At 44.1% G+C, this 23,689-nt stretch carries 23 protein-coding genes, 1 tRNA gene and 1 other annotated feature; of the genes, 1 reads left to right on the plus strand and 23 read right to left on the minus strand.

All coding sequences use genetic code 11. The features are described from left to right. Window positions 1-16: 16 nt before the first annotated feature. From leuB to ATL39_RS06965, 19 genes are all read right to left on the minus strand, one after another. Entirely contained in the window at window positions 17-1,099 is a 1,083-nt protein-coding gene (gene leuB, locus ATL39_RS06875) for a 3-isopropylmalate dehydrogenase (RefSeq protein ID WP_120192550.1), read from the minus strand. 27 nt (window positions 1,100-1,126) lie between these two features. Beyond that, complete coding sequence (locus ATL39_RS06880; RefSeq protein WP_120192551.1) at window positions 1,127-2,674, minus strand: 2-isopropylmalate synthase; 1,548 nt, start codon at window positions 2,672-2,674, stop codon at window positions 1,127-1,129. Then, window positions 2,661-3,683, minus strand: a complete 1,023-nt coding sequence (gene ilvC / locus ATL39_RS06885; protein ID WP_120192552.1) for a ketol-acid reductoisomerase — start codon at window positions 3,681-3,683, stop codon at window positions 2,661-2,663. Before ilvC ends, ATL39_RS06880 begins: the two co-directional genes overlap by 14 nt. A 33-nt stretch (window positions 3,684-3,716) precedes the next feature. Further along, complete coding sequence (gene ilvN, locus ATL39_RS06890) at window positions 3,717-4,238, minus strand: acetolactate synthase small subunit (protein ID WP_120192553.1); 522 nt, start codon at window positions 4,236-4,238, stop codon at window positions 3,717-3,719. Continuing rightward, complete coding sequence (gene ilvB / locus ATL39_RS06895) at window positions 4,235-5,905, minus strand: acetolactate synthase large subunit (protein WP_245960946.1); 1,671 nt, start codon at window positions 5,903-5,905, stop codon at window positions 4,235-4,237. The genes ilvN and ilvB overlap by 4 nt, the downstream gene beginning before the upstream one ends. A gap of 151 nt (window positions 5,906-6,056) precedes the next feature. Further along, window positions 6,057-6,317: a binding site (T-box leader), on the minus strand. Between the two features lie 11 nt (window positions 6,318-6,328). After that, the gene (ilvE, locus tag ATL39_RS06900) at window positions 6,329-7,228 is read right to left on the minus strand and encodes a branched-chain-amino-acid transaminase (protein WP_120192555.1); all 900 of its coding nucleotides are present in this window, start codon (window positions 7,226-7,228) and stop codon (window positions 6,329-6,331) included. 324 nt (window positions 7,229-7,552) lie between these two features. Beyond that, window positions 7,553-7,629: transfer RNA gene (locus ATL39_RS06905), tRNA-Arg, on the minus strand. 161 nt (window positions 7,630-7,790) lie between these two features. Beyond that, complete coding sequence (locus tag ATL39_RS06910; RefSeq protein WP_120192556.1) at window positions 7,791-8,306, minus strand: metallophosphoesterase family protein; 516 nt, start codon at window positions 8,304-8,306, stop codon at window positions 7,791-7,793. Window positions 8,307-8,319: 13 nt separating this feature from the next. Further along, window positions 8,320-8,913, minus strand: coding sequence for an XTP/dITP diphosphatase (locus tag ATL39_RS06915; RefSeq protein ID WP_120192557.1), 594 nt, complete (start codon window positions 8,911-8,913; stop codon window positions 8,320-8,322). A gap of 1 nt (window position 8,914) precedes the next feature. Then, window positions 8,915-9,673 carry a ribonuclease PH gene (gene rph / locus ATL39_RS06920; protein ID WP_120192558.1) on the minus strand — a complete coding sequence of 253 codons (759 nt, stop codon included), beginning with the start codon at window positions 9,671-9,673 and terminating at the stop codon, window positions 8,915-8,917. A 23-nt stretch (window positions 9,674-9,696) separates the two neighbouring features. Further along, the gene (racE, locus tag ATL39_RS06925; RefSeq protein ID WP_120192559.1) at window positions 9,697-10,512 is read right to left on the minus strand and encodes a glutamate racemase; all 816 of its coding nucleotides are present in this window, start codon (window positions 10,510-10,512) and stop codon (window positions 9,697-9,699) included. 36 nt (window positions 10,513-10,548) lie between these two features. Then, window positions 10,549-11,016, minus strand: coding sequence for a MarR family winged helix-turn-helix transcriptional regulator (locus ATL39_RS06930; RefSeq protein ID WP_245960935.1), 468 nt, complete (start codon window positions 11,014-11,016; stop codon window positions 10,549-10,551). Between the two features lie 157 nt (window positions 11,017-11,173). Continuing rightward, entirely contained in the window at window positions 11,174-12,901 is a 1,728-nt protein-coding gene (gene ptsP / locus ATL39_RS06935) for a phosphoenolpyruvate--protein phosphotransferase (RefSeq protein WP_120192560.1), read from the minus strand. Beyond that, window positions 12,901-13,164: a phosphocarrier protein HPr gene (locus tag ATL39_RS06940; protein ID WP_120192561.1), complete on the minus strand. Its 264-nt coding sequence runs from the start codon at window positions 13,162-13,164 to the stop codon at window positions 12,901-12,903. The genes ptsP and ATL39_RS06940 overlap by 1 nt, the downstream gene beginning before the upstream one ends. A gap of 344 nt (window positions 13,165-13,508) precedes the next feature. Beyond that, window positions 13,509-13,961 carry an acyl-CoA thioesterase gene (locus ATL39_RS06945; RefSeq protein ID WP_120192562.1) on the minus strand — a complete coding sequence of 151 codons (453 nt, stop codon included), beginning with the start codon at window positions 13,959-13,961 and terminating at the stop codon, window positions 13,509-13,511. Window positions 13,962-14,048: 87 nt separating this feature from the next. Further along, window positions 14,049-14,816, minus strand: a complete 768-nt coding sequence (sdhB, locus tag ATL39_RS06950; protein ID WP_120192563.1) for a succinate dehydrogenase iron-sulfur subunit — start codon at window positions 14,814-14,816, stop codon at window positions 14,049-14,051. Continuing rightward, a complete protein-coding gene (gene sdhA / locus ATL39_RS06955; protein WP_120192564.1) occupies window positions 14,816-16,594 on the minus strand; it encodes a succinate dehydrogenase flavoprotein subunit in 1,779 nt (592 codons plus the stop codon). The genes sdhB and sdhA overlap by 1 nt, the downstream gene beginning before the upstream one ends. A gap of 38 nt (window positions 16,595-16,632) precedes the next feature. Next, window positions 16,633-17,241, minus strand: a complete 609-nt coding sequence (locus ATL39_RS06960) for a succinate dehydrogenase cytochrome b558 subunit (protein ID WP_120192565.1) — start codon at window positions 17,239-17,241, stop codon at window positions 16,633-16,635. A 402-nt stretch (window positions 17,242-17,643) separates the two neighbouring features. Next, window positions 17,644-18,996 carry a TrkH family potassium uptake protein gene (locus ATL39_RS06965; protein ID WP_120192566.1) on the minus strand — a complete coding sequence of 451 codons (1,353 nt, stop codon included), beginning with the start codon at window positions 18,994-18,996 and terminating at the stop codon, window positions 17,644-17,646. Window positions 18,997-19,105: 109 nt separating this feature from the next. Between ATL39_RS06965 and ATL39_RS06970 the strand changes: the two genes are divergently transcribed. Further along, window positions 19,106-19,486, plus strand: a complete 381-nt coding sequence (locus tag ATL39_RS06970) for a DUF2507 domain-containing protein (protein WP_120192567.1) — start codon at window positions 19,106-19,108, stop codon at window positions 19,484-19,486. Window positions 19,487-19,532: 46 nt separating this feature from the next. Here the strand turns inward: ATL39_RS06970 and uvrC are convergent, their stop codons facing one another. The 4 genes from uvrC to ATL39_RS06990 all read right to left on the minus strand — a co-directional run bounded on the left by uvrC (window position 19,533) and on the right by ATL39_RS06990 (window position 23,684). Then, on the minus strand, window positions 19,533-21,317 hold the full coding sequence (gene uvrC / locus ATL39_RS06975; protein WP_120192568.1) for an excinuclease ABC subunit UvrC: 1,785 nt from the start codon (window positions 21,315-21,317) through the stop codon (window positions 19,533-19,535). A gap of 127 nt (window positions 21,318-21,444) precedes the next feature. After that, entirely contained in the window at window positions 21,445-21,759 is a 315-nt protein-coding gene (gene trxA, locus ATL39_RS06980; protein ID WP_120192569.1) for a thioredoxin, read from the minus strand. Window positions 21,760-21,922: 163 nt separating this feature from the next. After that, entirely contained in the window at window positions 21,923-22,897 is a 975-nt protein-coding gene (locus ATL39_RS06985) for an electron transfer flavoprotein subunit alpha/FixB family protein (protein ID WP_120192570.1), read from the minus strand. A 13-nt stretch (window positions 22,898-22,910) separates the two neighbouring features. Further along, window positions 22,911-23,684, minus strand: a complete 774-nt coding sequence (locus ATL39_RS06990) for an electron transfer flavoprotein subunit beta/FixA family protein (protein WP_120192571.1) — start codon at window positions 23,682-23,684, stop codon at window positions 22,911-22,913. Window positions 23,685-23,689: the final 5 nt, after the last annotated feature.

Here is a 23,689-nt window from a genome sequence, read left to right on the forward strand (position 1 = left end):
ACACCCTCTCTATCTTTTATAATTTAGAACGCAGAGTTTCTATAACTTTCTGCGTTATTTCCGAAGTTGTTTTCACTGCTTCGCCTTCTCTGGCAATATCGCCGGTACGAAAGCCTTCATTGAGCACCTGATCTATCGCTTTATCGACAGCAAGTGCTTCTTCTGACAAACCAAACGCATATTTCAGCATCATGGAAGCAGACGAAATCGCTGCCAGCGGATTCGCCTTATCCTGTCCTGCAATATCAGGTGCTGAACCATGAACCGGTTCATACAAACCGGGTCCTTCAGCACTCATGCTTGCAGAAGGTAGCATTCCAAGAGAACCTGTAAGCATAGACGCTTCATCACTTAATATATCTCCAAACAGGTTTTCTGTAACAATAACATCAAAATACTGTGGATCTCTAATCAACTGCATAGCAGCATTATCAACCAGCATATGCTCTAATGCAACATCCGGGTATTCTGTGCTTATTTCCTCTGCAATTTCTCTCCAGAGCCTGCTTGTTTCCAATACATTGGCTTTATCCACAGATGTTACTCTTCTGCTTCGTACCTGAGCAAGCTCAAAGCCTTTGCGGATGATTCTTTCTATTTCAGAACGGCTGTATATTAACGTATCCACAGCTATCGTTTCACCATTTTCTTCGCGGCGTTCCCGAGGCTCCCCAAAATACAGGCCGCCTGTCAGTTCACGCACGATCATTAAGTCGATCCCGGTAATCACTTCTTTACGAAGAGTGGAAGAATCAGACAGACTGTCAAATCCGATAACAGGTCGAAGATTGGCGAAAAGATCCAGTTCTTTCCGAATACGAAGAAGACCTTTTTCCGGCCTCATATCGCCGCTCAGCTGATCCCACTTCGGGCCGCCGACTGCGCCTAGAAGAACTGCATCTCCTGCTTTGCAGGCTTTAATAGTAGAAGCAGGAAGCGGATCATTGTGCTTGTCAATGGCGCTTCCCCCAATATCTGCATAGTCAAAGGCAAAGTCATGCCCGTATATCGTGCCGATTGTTTCAAGCACTTCCACAGCCGACTGCACGACCTCCAGGCCGATTCCATCTCCGGGAAGTACTGTAATATTTTTTTTCATAACAGGCTCTCTCCTTAGTGACAGCCGTTAAACGTGGATGGTTTCCATTTTCGTTTTGTCCCGGCTTGAACGATTCATAATTCTATTTACTGCGTTAATATAAGCCTTTGCAGAAGCTTCAAGAACGTCATTTGCCGTGCCTCTTCCGGTAGTTTCTTCACCGTCGAATTCAACCCGTACAAATACTTCTGCCAGCGCGTCCCGGCCTCCGGTAATAGACTGGATCCGGTAGTCTTTCAGCTTGATTTTTCTATCAATTATACGTTCAAGCGTATTGTAGAGCGCTTCTACGCTTCCTGAGCCGGTGGCTGCTTCTTCTACAATAGAGCCGTCCGGTATTTTCATAGTTACAGTGGAAGTTGGTATATTGTTTGTTCCATAATTCACCTGAAGTGTTTCTACTTCATAATATTTTACAGCTTCGCCGGCTTTTTCCTCTGTCATCAAGGCAAAGATATCTTCATCAGTGATTTCTTTTTTCTTATCCGCCAACGACTTAAATGCTTTGAATACTTTGTTTAACTCATCTTCACTTGTGTTATACCCAAGATCAGTAATTTTTTCTTTAAAGGCATGACGTCCGGAATGCTTTCCAAGCACCATTCTATTGGCATGTACACCAACGAGTTCAGGAGTAATAATTTCATACGTTGTTTTTTCCTTTAGAACACCGTCCTGATGTATGCCTGCTTCGTGGGCAAAGGCATTGTCTCCTACAACAGCTTTGTTGTTAGGTACGGCCATTCCGGTTAAGGAACTTACAATCGTACTGCTGCGCTTAATTTCTTTGAGCGTTAATCCCGTCTCCGCATTATAATAATCCTGACGGATTCGAAGCGCCACGGCAATTTCTTCTAAAGAAGCGTTACCGGCCCGCTCGCCGATGCCGTTAATCGTACATTCCACCTGATCTGCACCTGCTTCAATGGCAGCAAGAGAGTTGGCTACAGCTAATCCCAGGTCATCATGGCAGTGTGCGGAAAGATTTGCTTTATCAATGTTCGGTACTGTTTTTTTCAGGTAGCTGAACATTTCAAAAATTTCTTTTGGTGTAATATAGCCGACGGTATCCGGAAGGTTAATTACCTCTGCGCCTGCATCAATCACCTGTTCAATAATTTCTGCAAGAAAATGAATATCTGAGCGACAGGCATCCTCTGCAGACCACTGTACTTTTGCAAAACGTTCTTTTGCATATTTAACAGAATCTACAGCTGTGTCTATCACCTGCTGGGGGCTCATGCGGAGCTTATGCTCCATATGAATAGGCGAGGTTGCCAAGAATAAATGAATTCTTGGCTCCGCTCCTCCTTTTAACGCTTCCCACGACGTATCAATTTCTTTTTTGATGGATCTGGAGAGTCCGGTTACTGAACTGTTTTTAATCGTGTTGGCAATGGCCTGAACCGATTTAAAATCGCCTTCAGAAGCTCCTGGAAAACCAGCTTCCATAATATCCACTCCGAGCCTTTCAAGCTGGGTGGCTATCTGCATTTTTTCTTCAAAGTTCAAGTTCACGCCCGGTGATTGTTCTCCATCTCGCAGCGTCGTGTCAAAGACGTTAATTTTTCGCACTGCCCACCACTCCCTTAGATTGTTTGTTCACAAACGGCATCATGCCGCGGAGTTCCTTACCGACTTCTTCAATCAAATGGTTGTTTTCTCTATCGTTTGTAGCATTAAATTCTGGACGGTTTGCCTGGTTTTCAAGAATCCATCCTTTAGCGAAACGGCCGGTTTGAATATCGGTAAGAACGTCACGCATAGCCTGTTTTGTATCTTCTGTTACGATACGCGGGCCTGCCTGGAAATCTCCCCACTGAGCTGTGTCAGAGATAGAATAGCGCATTCCGGCTAAACCGCCTTCGTACATTAAATCAACGATAAGCTTCAGTTCATGCAGACACTCGAAGTAAGCTACTTCAGGCTGGTATCCGGCTTCAACCAGTGTTTCAAAACCGGCTTTTACCAATGCAGAAGTTCCTCCGCAAAGGACAGCCTGCTCACCGAATAAATCTGTTTCCGTTTCTTCCTGGAACGTTGTTTCCAGAACGCCTGCTCTGGCTGCACCGATCTGTTTTGCATAAGCAAGGGCTGTATCTTTTGCAGATCCTGTTGCATCCTGATATACAGCGATTAATGCAGGAACGCCTGCTCCATCTTCATACGTACGGCGGACAATGTGGCCCGGTCCTTTAGGAGCTACCATAAATACGTCCACATTTGATGGTGGAACGATCTGGTTAAAGTGAATGTTAAAACCGTGCGCGAATACAAGCGCCTTGCCTTCTTTCAGCTGTGGTTCAATTTCGTTTTTATAAATGGTTGGCTGGTATTCATCCGGAAGAAGGATCATGATAACATCCGCTTTCTCGGAAGCGTCTTTTACAGAAAGGACAGTAAACCCGTCTTCTTTCGCTTTATCCCAGGATTTTCCCTGGCGCAGGCCGATTACGACATCTACACCGCTCTCACGAAGATTCTGTGCGTGTGCGTGTCCTTGTGAACCATAACCTACTACTGCTACTGTCTTATTCTGAAGTACCCCTTCATTTACATCCCCGTTATAAAATACTTTAGCCATTTTTACATTCTCTCCTTTAGTGTTTGCAATTTTTTAGTTGATAACAGAATACTTTGGACTATCTATAACGCCTTTTTTAGTGTCACGCTTAAAGGCGGTAATCCCGGTTCTTGCCAATTCTTTAATTCCATAAGGTTTCACCAAGTCAATCAGTGCTTCTACCTTGTCGTTATCGCCGGTAACCTGAATCGTAATGCTTTCGCGGCTCACATCAATAATCGAGGCGCGGAACGGCTGAATAAGATCTGTTAATTCTCCACGCTGCTGCGGGGGAGAAAGCACCTTGATTAAGGCAAGTTCTCTCGCAACAATCGCTTCATCGGTTAGATCCCTTACTTTCAGCACGTCGACCTGCTTATTAAGCTGTTTAATAACCTGGTCGAGCCCCCGCTGATCGTCAACATTCATAACAAAAGTCATCCGGGAGACCCGTGGGTTTTCAGTCATGCCCACAGTAATGCTTTCAATATTAAAATTACGCCGGGCAAACAGTCCCGTTATTCGGTTCATTACTCCGGACGTATTATTTACGGTTGCAACGATTGTTTTTCTCATGGTTTGATTCCCTCCATCTCATGGTGGCCTTTTCCTGGAGCAATCATTGGATATACGTTTTCTACTTTATGGACTCTGCAGTCAAGCAGAACCGGACCGTCGTACGCAAGAGCTTCTTTTAGAATATCCTGCATTTCCGCGGGGTCTTCGATTTTCCATCCCTTAACATTGTAAGCATCCGCCAGCTTTACGAAGTCCGGCTGAATAGGGAATAGTGAGTTGGAATAGCGCTCTTCGTAGAAAAGCTGCTGCCATTGTCTTACCATTCCAAGAGATGCGTTGTTTACAATGATGATTTTTACCGGAAGGTTTAATTCCTGCAGAATCGACAACTCCTGCGCAGTCATTTGGAAGCCTGCATCCCCGACAACGGCAACGACCGTTTTGTCAGGCTCTGCAAACTGGGCTCCGATTGCTGATGGGAAACCAAATCCCATCGTTCCGAGACCACCGGAAGTAACCCACTGATTCGGCTTAGGAAATTTGTAGAACTGGGCAGACCACATCTGGTGCTGGCCCACATCTGTTGTAATGATCGCATCGCCGTTCGTTTCTTCGTAAATCATCTCAATCAGGCGCTGCGGCTTCAACAGCTCGTCATCCTCTGTATACCAGAGCGGATATTCCGCCTTCCACTCTTTAATCGTCTCTTTCCAATCACCGCATTCACAGTTCGTCTTCGCTTCTTCATTGAGCATTCGCATCGCTTCTTTAGCGTCTCCTACAATAGGAATATGCGTTTCCACGTTTTTACCGATTTCTGCCGGATCGATATCAATGTGGGCAATGGTGGCATATGGTGCAAAAGCATCAAGCCTGCCTGTAAGCCGGTCGTCAAACCTGGCACCAATATTAATTAATAGATCGGCTTCATGCAGTGCCATATTAGCTGAATACGTTCCGTGCATACCGCCCATTCCAAGAAATTGTTCATGATCCCCCGGGAATGCTCCTAGTCCAAGCAGCGTGCTCGCTACCGGTATCTGCTGATTCTCCGCAAATTCAAGTACTTCTTCCGAGCCGCCGGCATGGAGAATACCCGCCCCTGTTAAGATAACCGGTTTTTTAGCCTTTGCTACCGCCTCAGCCAGCTTACGAATCTGCAGCCTGTTCGGAATTTTTGTCGGCTGATATCCTGGAAGATCGAGTGGTTCATCATAATTAAATTCACCAATCGCAATAGACACATCTTTAGGCAGGTCAATCAGCACAGGTCCCGGTCGTCCGGAGGTGGCAATGTGAAAAGATTCTTTAATAATATTTGGAAGGTCATTTACGTTTCTTACCTGAAAATTGTGTTTCGTAATAGGCATTGTTACTCCGATAATGTCGGCTTCCTGAAAAGCATCTGTTCCAATAACCGAAGTAGCTACCTGGCCTGTAATAACGACAAGCGGCAGCGAATCAATCATGGCGTCCGCGATACCCGTGATCACATTTGTGGCTCCCGGGCCGGAAGTAACAACGCATACGCCTGGTTTTCCGGACACTCTTGCATATCCTTCTGCAGCGTGAATAGCTCCCTGTTCGTGCCGGGCAAGAATGTGTCTGATCCCTGTGCGGTAAATTTCGTCATAGGTTGGCAGAATAGCTCCGCCGGGATATCCGAAAATGACGTCTACTTTCTCTCTCGCTAATGCTTGGATCAGCATGCTCGATCCTGACATCTGCTGATTTTCCACCTTCAATTCACGACCATTTTCTTCTTTTACTTTTGTATTCACTGCTAGCCCTCCTTATTAGCCTATCGCTCTATCGCCCGGAATTTTTATACACAAAAAAATCTCTCCACTCCAATCAGCCTATAGTTATATAGGCCAAAGGGGCGAAAAGATTCTTTTCACGGTACCACCCTTATTTCGCGGTAAATCTTTACCGCCTCAGCAGTAATCCTTTTACGGATCACTCATTTGATAACATGTGAAGTGTGTGCTTCACACGGCCCGGATTAATAGTATAAACGTTCATCCAGGCGCTCAAAGGGGAGTTCATTCTCAGCGTTTACACCGTTTCTCAGCAATCAACGGTTCTCTGTAGTAATACGGTCTGACAACTACTTATCCTTCTCAACGCATTTCTATATATAATTATTAGGCTTTAACTTCATTTGCAGAGTAAATTTTCACACCGTCCTGTACAACTTTCCGGCGGAAGCCGTCCAGCAGCACATTCGTATGATATCCGGGCTTTCCGTCACCGATTATTCGGCCGTCCACTTTAACAACTGCAATAACTTCTGCAGCCGTTCCGGTTAGAAATACCTCATCTGCTGTATATACATCATGTCTGGTAAAAGGTTCTTCTTTAAGAGTATAACCTAATTCTTCAGATAATTCCATAATCGCAGCTCTGGTTATTCCTTCCAGCGCACCAATATAGCCGGGAGGCGTGTACAGCGTATTGTTTCTAATAATAAAAATATTGTCTGCAGAACCTTCTGCTACATAGCCTTCGCTGTTTAGCATAAGGGCTTCGCTGACTCCTGCAAGTCCTGCCTCTATCTTAACAAGTATATTATTTAAATAATTTAATGATTTCACTTTCGGACTGAGCACATCCGGGCTGTTTCTCCGGGTGGCCACTGTTACAATATCAAGCCCATTTTCATAAAATTCTTTTGGATAAATAGCCAGTTCTTCTGCAATCGCTATAATCTGCGGAGAAGAACATGATGCAGGATCCAGCCCTAGATTTCCGACTCCCCTGGATACAACCAGTCTAATATAAGCATCCTGAAGGTCATTCTTACGAAGGGTTTCCAATATAATTTCTGTCATCTCTTCAGAAGAATGGGGAATGTCCAGCATAATCGACTTGGCAGAATTATACAACCTCTTTAAATGTTCATCAAGTTTGTATACATTGCCGCTGTAAACCCTGATACCTTCAAATACGCCATCACCATATAGAAAACCATGATCATAGACGGAAATTTTGGCATCTTCTTTTTTTACAAATTCGCCGCTTAAATAAATCCACTGATCTTTCATCATTAACCACTCCTGATGTTTGAACTCAATATAAGGAACCATCAGGACTTTGCTTTCAAGTTACATCTTAGACGGTTCTATCTTTTATTTGTACACACGGAAAAGCCAAATGTATTTCCCCTGTATACAAACAGTGCGTTGAAATCCATATTACTCCGTTTGTACTAAAGGGTCAACCGTTTTTCGTAAATATTTTGACGATTCGTATTACTTTTCATTACAGCCGGGAAGACTAGCCGGTATGCTCCTAATGTATCCGCTTTTATTATATGTTCAAACAAAAAAGAACAGCATCTGCACAGATGCTGTTCGGAATATTAGTTTTGGTGTCCCAGGCAGGATTCGAACCTGCGACCGACGCCTTAGAAGGGCGTTGCTCTATCCTGCTGAGCTACTGAGACATTATATGTTCTGTCGTTTTTCACGACAAGATTTATATTAATATATCTTCACCATAAAGTCAATGCTGTTTGTAAAGAAACTTGTAGTTCAATCCAACTATTTAAGCGGAACTGTCCCTTCCGTATCTCTATTTAGATACGGCGGAACCCAGGCATTTTTATTATAGAAAAAAATGCCCGGACAGCTCTTCTACTTCTTTTCCGGAATACTCTTCATAAAACCTCACATTTGCCTCTGTAGGGGCAGGAAATTCTACGAGAGCATATGTTTTCTCCATCCGCGTCCTTGGCATTAATAAACTGCCGGGATTTACAAATAGACGGTTTTGGTAGACTTCGGCCGCTGCTATATGACTGTGTCCGCTGCAGACCAGGCTGGCACCGTTTTTTTCTGCCTCTTTCGCTATAGGTTTAATATCGCTTTTTACGTTCAGCAGATGGCCGTGTGAGGCATATATTGTAATGCCTTCCACTTCAACAGACACCTCCGTAGGAAATTGACCCGGCGTATCCACATTCCCTTCGACAATATGAATGCCGGAGAGAATTTCGTCATCCCTGAGGAGTTCGGAGTCACCACAGTGAATTACAGTATGGACTTCCTCCCTGTGCCGATCCAATACACGCTGCAGTTCTTTTTTGCTTCCATGTGTATCGCTTACGATTAATGCTTTCATTCCATTCCCGCCTTTATTCATTCATTGTGTTGGAAATATAGTCTGCAGCCAGCTTTAACGCTTTGCCACGGTGGCTGATTTCATTTTTCTGTACGCTGGAGAGCTGGGCCATCGTTTTATTGTAGGAGGGCAGAAAAAACACTGGGTCGTACCCGAATCCGTTAGCGCCTTCTTTTACAGGATGGATGACTCCGTCACAGCTCCCTCTAAACGTGATTGTTTTTTCCCCTGGAACGGCTACTGCAATTACACAGACAAATCGTGCCGTTCTTTCTTCCTCGGGAACACCTTTTAGTTCCTGGAGCAGCTTATTTATATTCTCTTCATCGTTTTTTTGAGGACCCGCATACCGGGCAGAATACACCCCTGGCTCCTGATTGAGGGCGTCCACTTCAAGACCCGAGTCGTCCGCCGCTGCCATGCATCCAAACATCGAAGCGACCGCTTCTGCTTTTGCTGCAGCATTTTCTTCAAATGTGCTTCCATTTTCGGGGATATCTGCAATATCATAATCAAGAAGTGATTTTACATCCCACCGATCCTGCAGCATATCGTTGAATTCAGCAATTTTTCCTTTATTTTTTGTAGCAATAATAAGTGTTTTCATTTTATACTTCCTTTGTTTCATCTTTTTTAAAAGGCAGAATCTCCTTTAGTGCTTCAGCCTGAACTAAAAAAAGTTCATCCGCTCCCTTTTCAGCCAGATCGAGCATCGCGTTGAGCTGGGCTCTTGAATAGGTGGATTCTTCTCCGGTTCCCTGCAGTTCTACAAGTTCCCTGTCGCCTGTCATAACAACGTTCATATCAACCAATGCTGCGGCGTCTTCTTCATAGCATAAATCCAGCAGGGCACGCTCTTCTTTATCAATACCGATTGATACGGCACAGAGGTAGTTGGTTATTGGCAGAGACTTAATTTTCTTTTTCTTCACATGACCCTGCAGCGCCATAACCATCGCTACATATGCACCCGTTATGGAAGCAGTTCTCGTGCCGCCGTCTGCCTGAATAACATCACAGTCTATCCATATTGTCCGTTCTCCCAATACGCTTAAATCTACTACCGATCGCAGAGACCGGCCGATTAAACGTTGAATTTCCATTGTTCTTCCGGTCAATTTTCCTTTTGCTGCTTCTCTAATATTTCTTTTGGCTGTGGCTCTTGGAAGCATCGAATATTCCGCAGCAATCCAGCCCTTGCCTGAATTTCTTAAAAAAGGAGGCACTCTGTCTTCAATGCTTGCCGTACAGATTACTTTTGTATCACCGACAGTAATAAGTACAGAACCTTCCGGATGCATTAGATAATCTGTTTCTATCGTTACGGGTCTTAATTCATTTTCTTGTCTCTGGTCAATACGGAACATACTTTTTCCCCTTTTGCCGCTCTCTATTTTTGCGCGCTTGTTTTGCTTAATTGTATTGAATATACAGCCAGTTCATCATTTTGCAGCCATTCTTCTGCCATTTCTTTAAACGATTCTGCCGGACCTGTAGTGTAATAAATATTGTCCTCCAGTGCTTCTTCCGAGGCTAAATCGTTGTTGTAGTGCAGGATGGTGCTAACTTCTCTGGCCGTTTCATCCCCCGAGCTGATTAGGGAGATGTTCTCTCCTACTACTTCCTGAATCAATTCCTGCAGCAGAGGGTAATGGGTGCATCCAAGAATCATCGTATCAAAAGAGGAAGATAATAACGGCTGGAGCGTATTTGTAATTACCTCAATTGCTTCTTCTTTATCCGTATAGCCATTCTCCACCAGGGGAACAAACGGCGGACAGGAAATACTGTCTACCTTTACGTTGGCATTAATCGTATGCAGCGCTTCGTTATAAGCCCCGCTTGCAATGGTACCCTCTGTACCGATAACAGCTACATGATTGTTCGCCGTCACTTTTAAGGCTGTAATAGCTCCCGGCTGAACTACGCCAATCACCGGAATCGTAAGCGATTCTTTCACTTCCTCCAGAACTACCGCAGTAGCTGTATTACAGGCAATAATAAGCATTTTTATGTTTTCTTCAAGAAGCCGGTCTATCATTTCCCATGTATATGCCCTGACTTCTTCAACAGGACGTGGGCCGTAGGGACATCTGGCAGTATCGCCTATGTATACCATCCTCTCCTTAGGAAGCTGTCTTGAGATTTCTTTTGCTACAGTGAGGCCTCCCAGCCCCGAATCAATTACTCCAATCGGTCTTTCCACACTTTTCCCTCGTTTTCTGTTAGAAATTGTACATAATTATTTTGTATCGGCTGGTTCTTTATCTGCTGTACCTTTTAACTGATTCATTTTTTCCTGAAGAGCTGCCATTCCCTGTTCAATTGACAATACCTCTTCAGGTGACATTTCAGACAACACGCCTTCTAAATAAATCTGGCGTTCATTAATCACGTCTTTAATAATAACGGTTCCCTTTTCTAAAAGGTGAATTCTTACTACACGGCGGTCCTTTGCGTCTTTCACACGTTCTACCAGTTCGTTTTTTTCCATCCGGTCAATCAAATCAGTAGTCGTGCTGCACGCTAAATACATGCGCTGCGAAAGTTCGCCGATCGTCATATCCCCCTCTTCCTGAAGCCACTGCAGAGCGACAAACTGAGGAGGTGTTATAGGGAATTCATTAAGAATTTCTCTTCCCTTCTGCTTTACGATGTAGGAAACATGCCGAAGCGACTTTTCGATTTGAGACACTTGCTGTCGATTCACCACTGTTTTCCTCCCTTCCTTTCGGGTCTCTGTATATTTTCGCTTGTTTCGCTCTTTATTGCAAGTCGTATGAAGCAAAATCAAGCGTGCTGTACCTATCATGTGACGGTTATTGGACATAGAAAAAAAGCTGCCCCCGGAAAGAGGCAGCTTTTTATTACATTTCTTCTGTAATAAATCCACGCTTTTGAACCAGCTCAGCAATTTCAGCAGAAGTAGACAGTGTCATCGCTTCTTCCACTAATGATTCTGCTTCTTTCTTTGAAAGCTGGCGGATCTGGCTTCTTGCCGGAAGTACCGATGTGGCACTCATGCTGAACTCATCGAGCCCAAGTCCGAGCAGAAGAGGTACAGCTGTTGGTTCTCCAGCCATTTCTCCACACATTCCGGCCCATTTGCCTTCTTTGTGAGCTGCATCGATAACGTTCTTTACGAGTCTGAGAATCGCCGGATGATACGGCTGGTATAAATGAGCTACCTTTTCGCTCATCCGGTCTGCAGCCATCGTATACTGAATCAAATCGTTTGTTCCAATGCTGAAGAAATCTACTTCTTTGGCAAAAATTTCTGCCGCCGCAGCAGTAGATGGAATTTCCACCATGATGCCGATTTCAATGGCATCACTGACTTCAGTGCCGCCGGCCGTAAGCTCTTCTTTCACTTCCTGTAGAATAGCTTTGGCCTGTCTTACCTCTTCAATAGCAGCTACCATAGGAAACATAATGCTTAATTTCCCGTAAGCGCTGGCACGTAGAAGAGCTCTCAGCTGTGTTTTGAACATGTCGGTTTTTTCGAGGCAGAGACGGATAGCACGGAAACCGAGAAATGGATTCATTTCCTTAGGAAGATCTAAATACGGAAGCTCTTTATCTCCACCTATATCAAGCGTGCGGATAACCACACGTTTGTTATCCATTTTTTCCAAAACAGACTTATAAGCTTCAAACTGCTCTTCTTCTGTAGGCAGTTCATCGCGTCCCATATAAAGAAATTCTGTACGGTAAAGGCCGATGCCTTCTGCGCCGTTTGCAAGAACACCTTCCATGTCCTGAGGCGTGCCGATATTAGCAGCAAGCTCTACATGATGATCATCTTTCGTTACAGACGTTTCATTAATAAGCTTCGCCCATTCTTCTTTTTGGCGGGCGAACGCCTCTTTTTTCTCTTTGTATTCCGAAATTGTCTTCTCATCAGGATTAACAAGTACAGTTCCCTCTAATCCGTCAATAATGACAAAGTCGCCGGTTTGAACAGAAGAAGTAGCTTCTTTTGTTCCAACGACAGCAGCAACTTCCATAGATCTTGCCATGATAGCCGAATGGGAAGTTCTTCCACCGATATCGGTGGCGAACCCTTTAATGTAGGCCAGATTAAGCTGTGCTGTGTCAGAAGGAGTCAAGTCTTCTGCAATAATAACTGTTTCTTTATCAATCTCAGCAAGACTCGTGTTTTCCATGCCAAGCAGATGAAGCAGTACCCGCTTTGATACGTCTTTAATGTCTGCAGCGCGTTCTTTCATGTACTCATTGTCCATGCTCTCAAACATGGAAACATACATGTCGGATACTTCCTTCATTGCAAATTCAGCATTAACGCCTTCTTTGATCTTTGCTTCTACAGCATCGATCAGTTCCGGATCTTCCAAAACAAGCAGATGGGCAGAAAAAATCTCTGCTTTGTCTTCGCCCATTTCTTTTAAAGTCTTATCTTTAATTAAAGTAAGTTCTTCTTTAGCAGTCGCTACTGCTTTCTTGTAACGGGCTGCTTCCTGTTCCACGTCGGAGACGGACTTTTTTTGAATATCCATGTCAGGCTGCTCCAGTATAAAGGCCGGTGCCATGGCGATGCCTTTAGAAGCTGCAATTCCTGTCAGGCTCTGTGACATTACTCCCCAAGCCCTTCCTTTACTACTTCTTCAATAGCATTCATTGCTTCATCTTCGTCAGAACCATCCGCCTTGATTGTTACTTCAGCACCTTTGCCGACTCCAAGAGACATAACTCCCATAATGGACTTAAGGTTTACGGACTTGCCATTGTACTCTAATGTAATATCAGAGGAAAATTGGCCTGCTTTGTTTACCAGCTGTGTAGCAGGGCGTGCGTGGATCCCAGTATCGTTCGTAATATTGAATGTTTTTTCTTTCATGTCAAATTCCCCTTTTCTTTACTTTCATTTATATCGCTTTCATAAACATACTAAGTATTGACCCTGGCGGTCAAGTAAAAGATAAATAGTTTGTTCACGAAAAGCCGGCAGAGCAGCGCCAGGTGATTAAAAAAAGCATGAGTATATGCAGCTGAAAATCTCTGTATTCTGCAGATAATACAAGGGACTATTTTCAGCTTTTCCCTACTCATGCCTGATCTAATCAGTTACACGCTTATTTACCGCCAGCATATTGAGCGAATATTTATCCAACAATTATTTTAACACTTGTCATTTCTCTAGACAAGCAACTTATTATAAAAGAAATGAAATAATACCGGCGTTCACTGAAGGCTGTTCATTCGTTCTTTATCGTCATCGCTCCACGGAAGAGAGGACCCGGTTTCCTTGGATATCTGGACGACCGCCCCCCTGCCTGTTAAGCAGTTCTCTCCGTTTTTGTTTTTCACTAAATAATGCACATCTGCGGAACTGTTGCCGATACGGGCTATTTTCATATAAATGTTCAATGATTCATCAAAGTATACCTGCTTTATATAATCACAGTGCATATCCGCTACTACAATCATTTTTTCGGAATCCGGGGCCAGCCACTGCTGCATCAAGCCTGCTTTTTTAAAAAATTCAAGTCTGACCTCTTCAAAATAAACAAATGCGTTCGTATTGTTCAGATGTCCGAAAGCATCAGTCTCCGAGAACCTTACTTTTGTTTCATTGTAAAAGGAGAAATCTTTCTCCCACTCTGTCCAATCACCGATATAAGATGGGGTACCCATATAACTGCTCCTTTTTTGTACATCTCGTATTTTTGCTGCATAAAAAAACCGGCGCAGATATAATCCGCACCGGCCAGGGTTCAATGATTATTTGTCACTGCCGAAAAAGCTCTTAAAGGACTGAATGTTTGTGTCGCGGTTAAGCGCAGCGATAGAAGTGGTAAGAGGAATACCTTTCGGGCAGGACTGCACACAGTTCTGTGAGTTACTGCAGCTTGATATGCCTCCATCTCCCATCAGCTCTTTTAAACGTTCTTCTTTGTTCATTTCGCCGGTTGGATGAGCATTAAATAATCTCACCTGGGAAAGAGCTGCCGGTCCGATAAAGTCAGAATTATCGTTAACGTTCGGGCAGGCTTCCAGACAGACACCGCACGTCATGCACTTCGACAATTCATAAGCCCATTGACGCTTGTTTTCTGCCATTCTTGGTCCTGGTCCAAGGTCATATGTTCCATCAATCGGAATCCATGCTTTGACCTTTTTAAGAGAATCAAACATCCGTGACCGGTCAATTTGAAGATCGCGGACAACAGGAAATGTTTTCATCGGCTCCAGGTGAATCGGCTGCTCAAGCTGATCGACAAGCGCTGTGCAGGACTGGCGTGGTTTGCCATTGATTACCATAGAACAGGCTCCACAGACTTCTTCGAGACAGTTCATATCCCAGATAACTGCAGATGTCGGATTACCCTGGGCATCTACCGGGTTTCTGCGGATTTCCATAAGTGCCGAAATAACGTTCATGTTCTGTCGGTAGGGAATTTCAAATTCCTGTTTATATGAAGGTTCATCCGGTCCTTCTTGTCTTGTGACAACAAACCGGATTACTTTGTTTTCGGTCTTTTCACTCATTAACTTCCGGCCCCTTCCTTTTTACCTGCTTTTTTCTGGGAGTAGTCGCGTTTACGAGGCTTAATAAGAGAAACGTCCACTTCCTCGTATTCAAAATCAGGTCCCTTTTTCGCAGGGTTGTACTTCGCTTTTGTTGTTTTCAAAAACTCTTCGTCATTACGATCCGGGAATTCCGGCTTGTAGTGGGCTCCACGGCTTTCGTTTCTATGATAGGCACCCATCGTAACAACTCTGGACAGATTAAGCATTCCTTTGAGCTGGCGTGTGAAAGAGGCAGCCTGGTTGCTCCATCTGGACGTATCATTAATATTGATGTTTTCCCAGCGGTCCATAAGTTCCTGGATTTTTTCATCTGTTTTGAGGAGCTTTTCATTGTCACGAACAACCGTTACGTTATCCGTCATCCATTCACCGAGTTCTTTATGAATCACATAGGCATTTTCTTTGCCGTCCATGTTCATAATTTTTTCAAACTCATCTACTTCCTTCTGCTTGGAACGGTCAAAGATTTCGCTGCTCATATCCTCAGCAGATTTCTCGAGCCCGTTCATATATTCCACCGCTTTAGGACCTGCGACCATTCCACCGTAAATAGCGGAGAGAAGCGAATTTGCACCTAAACGGTTTCCACCGTGCTGAGAGTAATCACATTCGCCGGCAGCGAATAAGCCGGGTATATTGGTCATCTGGTCATAATCGACCCACATGCCGCCCATTGAATAGTGTACGGCAGGGAAAATTTTCATTGGCACTTTACGAGGATCATCACCCATGAACTTTTCGTAAATTTCCATGATGCCGCCAAGCTTAACATCGAGTTCTTTTGGATCTTTATGAGATAAGTCAAGGTATACCATGTTTTCACCGTTGATGCCAAGCTTCTGCTCTACACAGACATCGAAGATTTCACGGGTGGCAATATCACGCGGAACAAGGTTACCATATGCCGGGTATTTCTCTTCAAGGAAATACCACGGTTTTCCGTCTTTGTATGTCCATACACGGCCGCCTTCTCCACGTGCTGACTCACTCATAAGACGGAGTTTGTCATCTCCTGGAATGGCGGTAGGATGAATTTGAATAAATTCTCCATTTGCATAATAAACGCCCTGCTCGTAAAGAGCTGCAGCTGCATATCCAGTATTGATCATGGAGTTGGTTGATTTTCCGAACATAATTCCAGGACCGCCGGTAGCCATGATAACCGCATCTCCACGGAACGTCTCTACGTCATGAGAGCTCAGATTCTGCACGGTTACCCCTCTACAGGTGCCTTCATCGTCAAGAACAGCAGAAAGAAATTCCCAGCCCTCATACTTATTAACAAGACCGGCTGCTTCGTAGCGTCTTACCTGCTCGTCCAGCGCATATAAAAGCTGCTGTCCGGTCGTTGCCCCAGCAAATGCTGTGCGGTGATACTGGGTGCCGCCGAATCTTCTGAAATCAAGCAGCCCCTCAGCTGTCCGGTTAAACATAACTCCCATACGGTCCATTAAATGAATAATCCCAGGAGCCGCTTCTGTCATTGCTTTTACCGGTGGCTGGTTGGCAAGAAAGTCGCCTCCGTAAACTGTATCATCAAAGTGCTCCCACGTAGAATCGCCTTCCCCTTTTGTGTTAACAGCGCCGTTAATTCCGCCCTGGGCACAAACAGAGTGCGATCTCTTTACAGGAACAATAGAGAATAAATCCACTTGAATGCCTGCTTCTGCTGATTTGATTGTCGCCATCAGGCCGGCCAGACCTCCACCGACTACAATAATTTTGCCGTTACTCATAATTGACCCTCTCCTTAATTAATTGACAGTCTAAGGACTTATACAAATGCAAAAATGGCTCTTAATCCAACGATTGTTAATACAACGAACAGCCCGATTGTTGCATAAGTGGAAATCTGCTGGGAACGTGGTGTTACTGTAATGCCCCAGGTAACCATAAATGACCATAGACCATTGGAAAAGTGGAACGTTGCTGCTACGACACCAAGAATGTAGAAAACAAGCATGAACGGGTTACTTAGTATTGAAGCCATCATATCATAATTTACTGTTTCCCCAAACATAGCCGCAATTCTCGTTTCCCATACGTGCCAGGTAATAAAGATAAGTAAAAATACGCCGGTAATACGCTGGAGCAGAAACATCCAGTTACGGTAATATCCAAACCGTTTTGTATTCGCTTTTCCTTGAAAAACGATAAACAAACCGTAGATAGCATGAAACAGAATTGGAAGAAAGATAATAAAAATTTCCAGAAAATAGCGGAAAGGCAGCTGCTCCATGAAGTGCGCAGCCTGATTGAAAGCCTCGGCTCCACGAGTGGCAAAATGGTTCACGACAAAGTGCTGGATTAAAAACAATCCGATGGGGATGACTCCAAGCAAAGAATGAAGTCTGCGGTTAAAAAATTCACGGTTTTCAGCCATGCAAATATCCTCCTAAAATTATTCCATTTTTGTTGGTGATTCCTGATGTAACGTCTGCTTTTTCACCATCCCTTTCAGACCGAATAGAAAATGCCCCACAAAATAAAACAGCCCATGTACAAAGCTGTTTGGTTGTCACCTTATGTAATGGAACAAAAAACAAAGCGGTCATTCTCAAGTTCGTTGCCATTCAGAAAAACGAAAGCAGTGCCGGATACGTAATCATTTATCCATTTTACGTTTTTCGTAATCACAGCGCGCATTGTACTTCAACACATTTATTGTACTCCCACTTTTACAGTGAGTCAAGAAAACGGATACATGGCTTTATAAACAAAATATACAAAAACCCCCTGTTCCCTAATGGTAATTTAAAGGGAAAGGAGGTTTTTTTATTATCTATTAACCTATAATCATACGCTCAGTTGGATATTTATAATAAGACTTCGTTTCTTTTCTTTTTACGGAGAGCAGAAAGGCAAGAATCCCTACCCGTCCGACAAACATCAACAGCATCAGCACTAACTGGCTTGGTCTTGATAAATCATCTGTAATGCCTGTGGTTAAGCCGCACGTACCAAATGCCGAACTAACTTCAAAGATAATATCAATCAGCTCTACGTTTGTATTATTCTGCTCAAGTGCACTGATACACAGCACGGCGGCGAATACCCCTACGAGAAAAAATGACAAAACAATGAACGCTTTTTGTTTATCCTCCGGGTGAACCTGTCTGCCGAACACTTTTACTTCTTCTTTACCCAGAGCAAAGCTGCGGATTGTTAAAAACATGACAGCCAGCGTAGTTGTTCGCAGGCCGCCTCCCACGCTTGACGGGCTTGCTCCAATAATCATCAGCGAGGAGACAAACAAAAGCGTAGGAAGAGAGTAGGCCGACACATCCATCGTTGATAAACCCGCACTTCTGGAAGAAGCTGAATGAAAAATAGCGGAAGATACCTGCTGATGCCAGGCCATTCCCTGATAATACACATTCGCTTCGAGCAGCAGAATGCCGATCACGCCTATAATAAACACGAGAAAGTAAGTAGTAACCGTTACTTTGGTAAACAGGCTGAAGCGGAAGTCTTTATTATTGGAAGAAAGATATTCTCTAACTTCCATCAGTACAGGAAATCCGATGGCGCCTGCAAATATAAGAAGAACTACTATCAGCTGTACATAGTAATCATCTGCAAACGGGATCAGGGACTGGCCGGTCACATCAAACCCTGCGTTCGTAAAGGCAGTTAAAGCGCCGAACGCCCCCTGATAATAAGCCTGGCCGATCGAGTCGAAATACTGGATATAATAAGTTCCCAGAATAAAAGCCCCAACTGCTTCAATAGCCAGGGCCAGAAGAAGAATGTTTCTCATCAGCTTTACCATACCGGAAAACTGGTACTGATTCTGATCCACCATAATAAGCAGCCGCTGGGACAAATTAATTTTTCTGCCTAAAAGCATCCATACAAAAGTTCCGAGGGACATTATACCGATGCCGCCCACCTGCATGGCCAGGGCCAGAAAAAATACTCCCGTGTAGCTCAGCGTTTCCGGTACGTTGATAACGGTCAAGCCGGTTACGCTTACTGCCGAAACAGAAGTAAACAAGGAGTCCAGGTAACCAAGCTCCACCCCGGGATTATGGGATACCGGAAGCCACAGCAGAACACTGAATATAAGCATGGATACTATATATGAAAAAATGATCATTCTAAAAGGAGTCATAAATGCGCTGGTAAATTTTTTCATGCCTCAACCTCCGCTGGATTTCGGACATCAGTATATCATTTATGCTTTTTATAATCTATAGAGATTTCAGCTTCAAGCCTGTATAATAAAGACAGAAAAGGAGGCCATTATGTCAGACACTAACAGTACTTCCCCTGAATTTGGCTATGCTCTGCTCAGAGAAACGCTTCTGCCGGAACTTTTGGGGCATGACGAGCCCGAAATATTATACTGGGCAGGGAAATCCCTTGCCCGTAAATACCCGTGTGACTCTATAGAAGAAATTATGGAATTTTTTAACAAAGCCTACTGGGGAGAACTTCAGCTTATTCATGAAAAAAAACGGGAGCTGCAGTTGAAGCTTCAGCCTACCAATAATACATATTCATTTCTACTCGAGGCGGGATTTCTCGCCGAACAGCTGTCTGAATTAAAAAATGCTGCTGCTGAAACATATATGGACGAAAAAAAAGAAGATCATATTTTTTATATCCGCTGGGATAAAGAATAGCACAGGAAAAAGGAACCGCCGCAGATAAAAATGCAGCAGTTCCTTTTTATTTAGGTGCCGGTGCTTCTTGAAGCCGTTTCAACAGTTCCCTGGACACGCTGTCCGGTATGGCTATGGCCCGAAAATCATCTACCGTGGCTTCTTTCATATTTTTCATTGAGCCAAAATGTTTCAAAAGAGCCCGTTTACGTTTTTCACCGACACCCGGAATGTCATCCAATACGGAAGAAAACATTGTTTTTCCTCTTGTCTGCCGGTGAAATGTAATAGCAAAGCGGTGGACTTCGTCCTGGATACGCTGCAGAAGATAAAACGAAGAGCTGTTCCGTTTCAGCGGTATGACGGCAGGCGGGTCTCCCATAATGAGTTCGGACGTATTGTGTTTGTCATTCTTCGCCATCCCTGCTACCGGCACATTCATGCCCAGTTCATCTTCTATAACACTCAGCGCAGCACTCAGCTGCCCTTTGCCTCCATCCACCAGGATCAGGTCCGGGAGCGGCTGTGATTCTTTCAGGAGACGGGTATAGCGGCGCCGTATAACTTCTTTCATGGAAGCATAATCATCCGGGCCGGTAACACTTTTTACTTTGTATTTCCGGTATTCTTTTTTAAAAGGCTTGCCGTCCATAAATGTAACCATTGCCGCTACTGGGTCGGTGCCCTGGATATTGGAGTTATCAAACGATTCTATCCGGTGCGGCATATCAATCTGCATAGCTTCTGCCAGCTCTTCCACCGCTTTTACCGTCCTTGCTTCATCACGCTCAATAAGGGAAAAACGTTCTTTAAGAGCATGGGCTGCATTGCGCTCTGCCAGCTCCACCAGCTCTTTTTTCTTTCCCCGGGCAGGCTGCACTACTTTTATCTCTAACAGCTGGCCGGCCATTTCCTGATTGATCCCTATTGGAATAAATACTTCCTTCGGCTTTAGATGATCTTCCCTGAGATAAAACTGACCCAGAAACGTCAGGAAATCTTCTTCCGGTTCCTGATAGTAAGGGAAAACGGATACGTCGCGCTCGATCATTTTTCCGCTGCGGATGAAAAAAACCTGCACACACATCCAGCCTTTATCGACAGAGTAGGCAAAAATATCACGATTGACCGTATCATTAATATTCATTTTTTGTTTTTCCATGACGGAATCAATGTGGTGAATCTGATCGCGGAGCTCCTTGGCCCTCTCAAAATTCAATTCATCTGAAGCCGTATGCATTTTCACACGCAGGTCTTCTTTCACCTGCTGATGGCCGTTATTTAAAAACTTCGTAATATCCTGCACCATTTTCTGATTGGTTTCCCTGGATACATCAAATTCACAGGGGGCAAGACACTGTCCTATATGATAATAAAGGCAGACTCTATCCGGCATCGTCCGGCATTTCCTCATAGGATACAGGCGGTCGAGAAGTTTTTTGGTTTCGTTGGCTGCACCTGCATTAGGGTAAGGGCCAAAATATTTGGCGCCGTCCTTTTTTATTTTTCTCGTTGTAATTAAACGGGGATGTTCCTCTTTTGTGATTTTAATGTAAGGATAGGATTTATCATCTTTTAGCAGTACATTGTATTTCGGTTCGTATTTCTTGATTAAATTCATTTCCAGAATCAGTGCCTCAAGGTTGGACGACGTAATAATATACTCAAAATCTTCTATTTCTCCAACGAGCCGCTGGGTTTTTCCATCGTGGGAACCAGTAAAATAAGATCTGACCCTGTTTTTTAAGACTTTCGCTTTTCCTACATATATGACAGTGCCGTGCTTATTTTTCATTAAGTAACAGCCCGGCTGATCCGGGAGCACGGTCAACTTTTCTTTTATTGTATTCATTCCGGAACACCTCTTCGCTTCATTCTTCTCTCGTAGTATAAAGCGAAAATATGTTTGTGTGCAAAGAATACTTCTTTAAGTATAATAAAAAGCCGCTGATCATTGATCAGCGGCTTTTTCAGGCATATTAAATGTGTTTATTTAATAGTTCAACAAGCTGTTCTTTCGGCTGAAAGCCTACAACCTGATCCACTACTTCGCCGTCTTTAAAAACGAGAAGAGTAGGGATGCTCATTACGCCGTACTTTCCGGCCGTTTCCTGGTTTTCGTCAACATCTAATTTTGCGATCTTTATTTTGTCGCCCATTTCTGTATCGATTTCTTCAAGTACTGGAGCGATCATTTTACATGGTCCGCACCAAGTAGCCCAGAAGTCCGCCAATACAACGCCTTCAGACGTTTCAGTTGAAAAGTTTTGATCAGTAGCTGTTACAATTGCCATTTGTGTGGTCCTCCTTTTAAGTAGCTTTATTAAGCTAATGCATATTATAGCATTGTGTATAAATTGTGGCTAATAGATTGCCTGAGTTTTCTTTACCCGCTCATTATTTGTCTAAACCCGGGCGCTGCAATTGAAAAGCCTGCCGGTTCCGGCAGGCTGGTTTCTAAGAAGCCGTGACTTTTTTAAACTCTTCTGTCAAAGCAGGAATAACATCAAACAAATCCCCGACAATGCCATAGTCAGCCACTTCAAATATAGGCGCTTCAGGATCTTTATTAATCGCCACAATTACTTTTGAATTGGACATTCCTGCCAGATGCTGAATAGCTCCGCTGATGCCGGCTGCAATATACAGATCCGGTGTAACTACTTTACCCGTCTGTCCGATCTGCAGCGCATAGTCGCAGTAATCGGCATCACAGGCACCGCGTGACGCCCCGATGGCTGCGCCGAGAACACCGGCAAGCTCTTCTAGCGGCTTGAAGCCTTCCGCACTTTTTACGCCTCTTCCGCCGGCAACAATGATGTTGGCTTCAGCTAAATCGATGCCTCCCGTGCTCTTTTTGACTACTTCTTTAATAATCGTACGCAGATTGGAAATGGTAAAGGTTTTCGTATCGATATTTCCGCTTCTGCTGCTGTCCGCTTCCAGCGCTGGGATGTTGTTCGGACGGATTGTTATAAATAGAAAACCATCTTCCATCTTTATTTTCTCAAATGCCTTACCGGAATAAACAGGACGGATATACTGAGCATTTGTTCCTTCCCCTTCTATTTCCACGCAGTCTGTAATTAGCCCTGAGCTTAATTTTCTCGACAGACGGGGAGCCAGGTCTTTTCCGCTGGACGTATGGCCGATAACAAGCCCTTCCGCCTGCTCTTCCTCGCATACCTGCTCCATTGCCTGCATATATGCGTCCGTCGTGTACTGCTTTAATTCATCCATTTCTGACACGATGACACGGTCCGCGCCGTGCTGAATCATTGCTTCTGCGTGCGAGGCGGCTCCTTCACCGAATAAAACACCGACTACCTCTCCGCCTTCTGCTGCTTTATGCGCCGCTGCTATTGCTTCAAACGATACGTTTCTTAATTCATTTTCCTTCGTTTCTCCTAGTACAAGAATTTTCCTGGCCATTATGATCTCTCCTTTATATTACTTTTGCTTCTGATTTCAGAAGTTCAACGAGCTGCTGTGCCTGTGATTCCGTAGAACCTTCCAGAATCTTCCCTGCTCCTTTTTCCGGAGGCAGAAAACGGTCGGTAGTCGTTGTTTTCGCTGCAATTTCTTCTTCATCCAAATCAAGATCATCAAAATCTATTGTTTCCAGCGGCTTTTTCTTTGCTTTCATAATTCCCGGAAGAGAAGGATACCTCGGATCATTCAAACCCTGCTGGCAGGTAACTAATAACGGCAGCGATGTCTCTACGATTTCTACATCGCCTTCCACATCCCGTTCAATAGTTACTTTTGTTCCTTCAATATCGAGCTTTGTAATAGTCGTCACCTGATTCATCTGCAGTCCTTCCGCCAGCCTGGAAGCTACCTGTCCGGCACCGTCATCGACAGCTACGTTGCCGCCTAGAATAATATCTGCTTCCTGGTCTTTAAAATAAGCGGTTAACACTTCTCCAATTGTATAGTGGTCGATAGCTTCATCCATATCTTCCATATTAAGGAGCACAGCCTTATCAGCCCCCATGGCAAGAGCTGTCCGGAGTTCCTTTTCTGCTTCTTCTTCCCCTACGGTCACCACCGTAATTTCTCCCCCGTGTGCCTCTTTTAATACGATAGCCTCTTCAAGCGCATATTCATCGTACGGGTTAACGATAAATTCCGCCCCTTCTTCATCAATACGTCCATTTTCAATTATTATTTTCTCTTCCGTATCAAACGTTCTTTTCATTAATACAAATATGTTCATTCTGT

This window comes from Sinobaca qinghaiensis, from assembly GCF_003610495.1.
GTDB lineage: Bacteria > Bacillota > Bacilli > Bacillales > Marinococcaceae > Sinobaca > Sinobaca qinghaiensis.

Bases quoted from the DNA above. Each gene is read 5' to 3' on its own strand.
- leuB (WP_120192550.1), bottom strand. From the start codon at position 1,099: ATGAAAAAAAATATTACAGTACTTCCCGGAGATGGAATCGGCCTGGAG.
- ilvC (WP_120192552.1), bottom strand. From the start codon at position 3,683: ATGGCTAAAGTATTTTATAACGGGGATGTAAATGAAGGGGTACTTCAG.
- ilvN (WP_120192553.1), bottom strand. From the start codon at position 4,238: ATGAGAAAAACAATCGTTGCAACCGTAAATAATACGTCCGGAGTAATG.
- ilvB (WP_245960946.1), bottom strand. From the start codon at position 5,905: ATGTCAGGATCGAGCATGCTGATCCAAGCATTAGCGAGAGAGAAAGTA.
- ilvE (WP_120192555.1), bottom strand. From the start codon at position 7,228: ATGAAAGATCAGTGGATTTATTTAAGCGGCGAATTTGTAAAAAAAGAA.
- ATL39_RS06910 (WP_120192556.1), bottom strand. From the start codon at position 8,306: ATGAAAGCATTAATCGTAAGCGATACACATGGAAGCAAAAAAGAACTG.
- ATL39_RS06915 (WP_120192557.1), bottom strand. From the start codon at position 8,913: ATGAAAACACTTATTATTGCTACAAAAAATAAAGGAAAAATTGCTGAA.
- rph (WP_120192558.1), bottom strand. From the start codon at position 9,673: ATGTTCCGTATTGACCAGAGACAAGAAAATGAATTAAGACCCGTAACG.
- ptsP (WP_120192560.1), bottom strand. From the start codon at position 12,901: ATGTCACAGAGCCTGACAGGAATTGCAGCTTCTAAAGGCATCGCCATG.
- ATL39_RS06940 (WP_120192561.1), bottom strand. From the start codon at position 13,164: ATGAAAGAAAAAACATTCAATATTACGAACGATACTGGGATCCACGCA.
- ATL39_RS06945 (WP_120192562.1), bottom strand. From the start codon at position 13,961: ATGGGTACCCCATCTTATATCGGTGATTGGACAGAGTGGGAGAAAGAT.
- sdhB (WP_120192563.1), bottom strand. From the start codon at position 14,816: ATGAGTGAAAAGACCGAAAACAAAGTAATCCGGTTTGTTGTCACAAGA.
- sdhA (WP_120192564.1), bottom strand. From the start codon at position 16,594: ATGAGTAACGGCAAAATTATTGTAGTCGGTGGAGGTCTGGCCGGCCTG.
- ATL39_RS06960 (WP_120192565.1), bottom strand. From the start codon at position 17,241: ATGGCTGAAAACCGTGAATTTTTTAACCGCAGACTTCATTCTTTGCTT.
- ATL39_RS06965 (WP_120192566.1), bottom strand. From the start codon at position 18,996: ATGAAAAAATTTACCAGCGCATTTATGACTCCTTTTAGAATGATCATT.
- ATL39_RS06970 (WP_120192567.1), top strand. From the start codon at position 19,106: ATGTCAGACACTAACAGTACTTCCCCTGAATTTGGCTATGCTCTGCTC.
- uvrC (WP_120192568.1), bottom strand. From the start codon at position 21,317: ATGAATACAATAAAAGAAAAGTTGACCGTGCTCCCGGATCAGCCGGGC.
- trxA (WP_120192569.1), bottom strand. From the start codon at position 21,759: ATGGCAATTGTAACAGCTACTGATCAAAACTTTTCAACTGAAACGTCT.
- ATL39_RS06985 (WP_120192570.1), bottom strand. From the start codon at position 22,897: ATGGCCAGGAAAATTCTTGTACTAGGAGAAACGAAGGAAAATGAATTA.
- ATL39_RS06990 (WP_120192571.1), bottom strand. From the start codon at position 23,684: ATGAACATATTTGTATTAATGAAAAGAACGTTTGATACGGAAGAGAAA.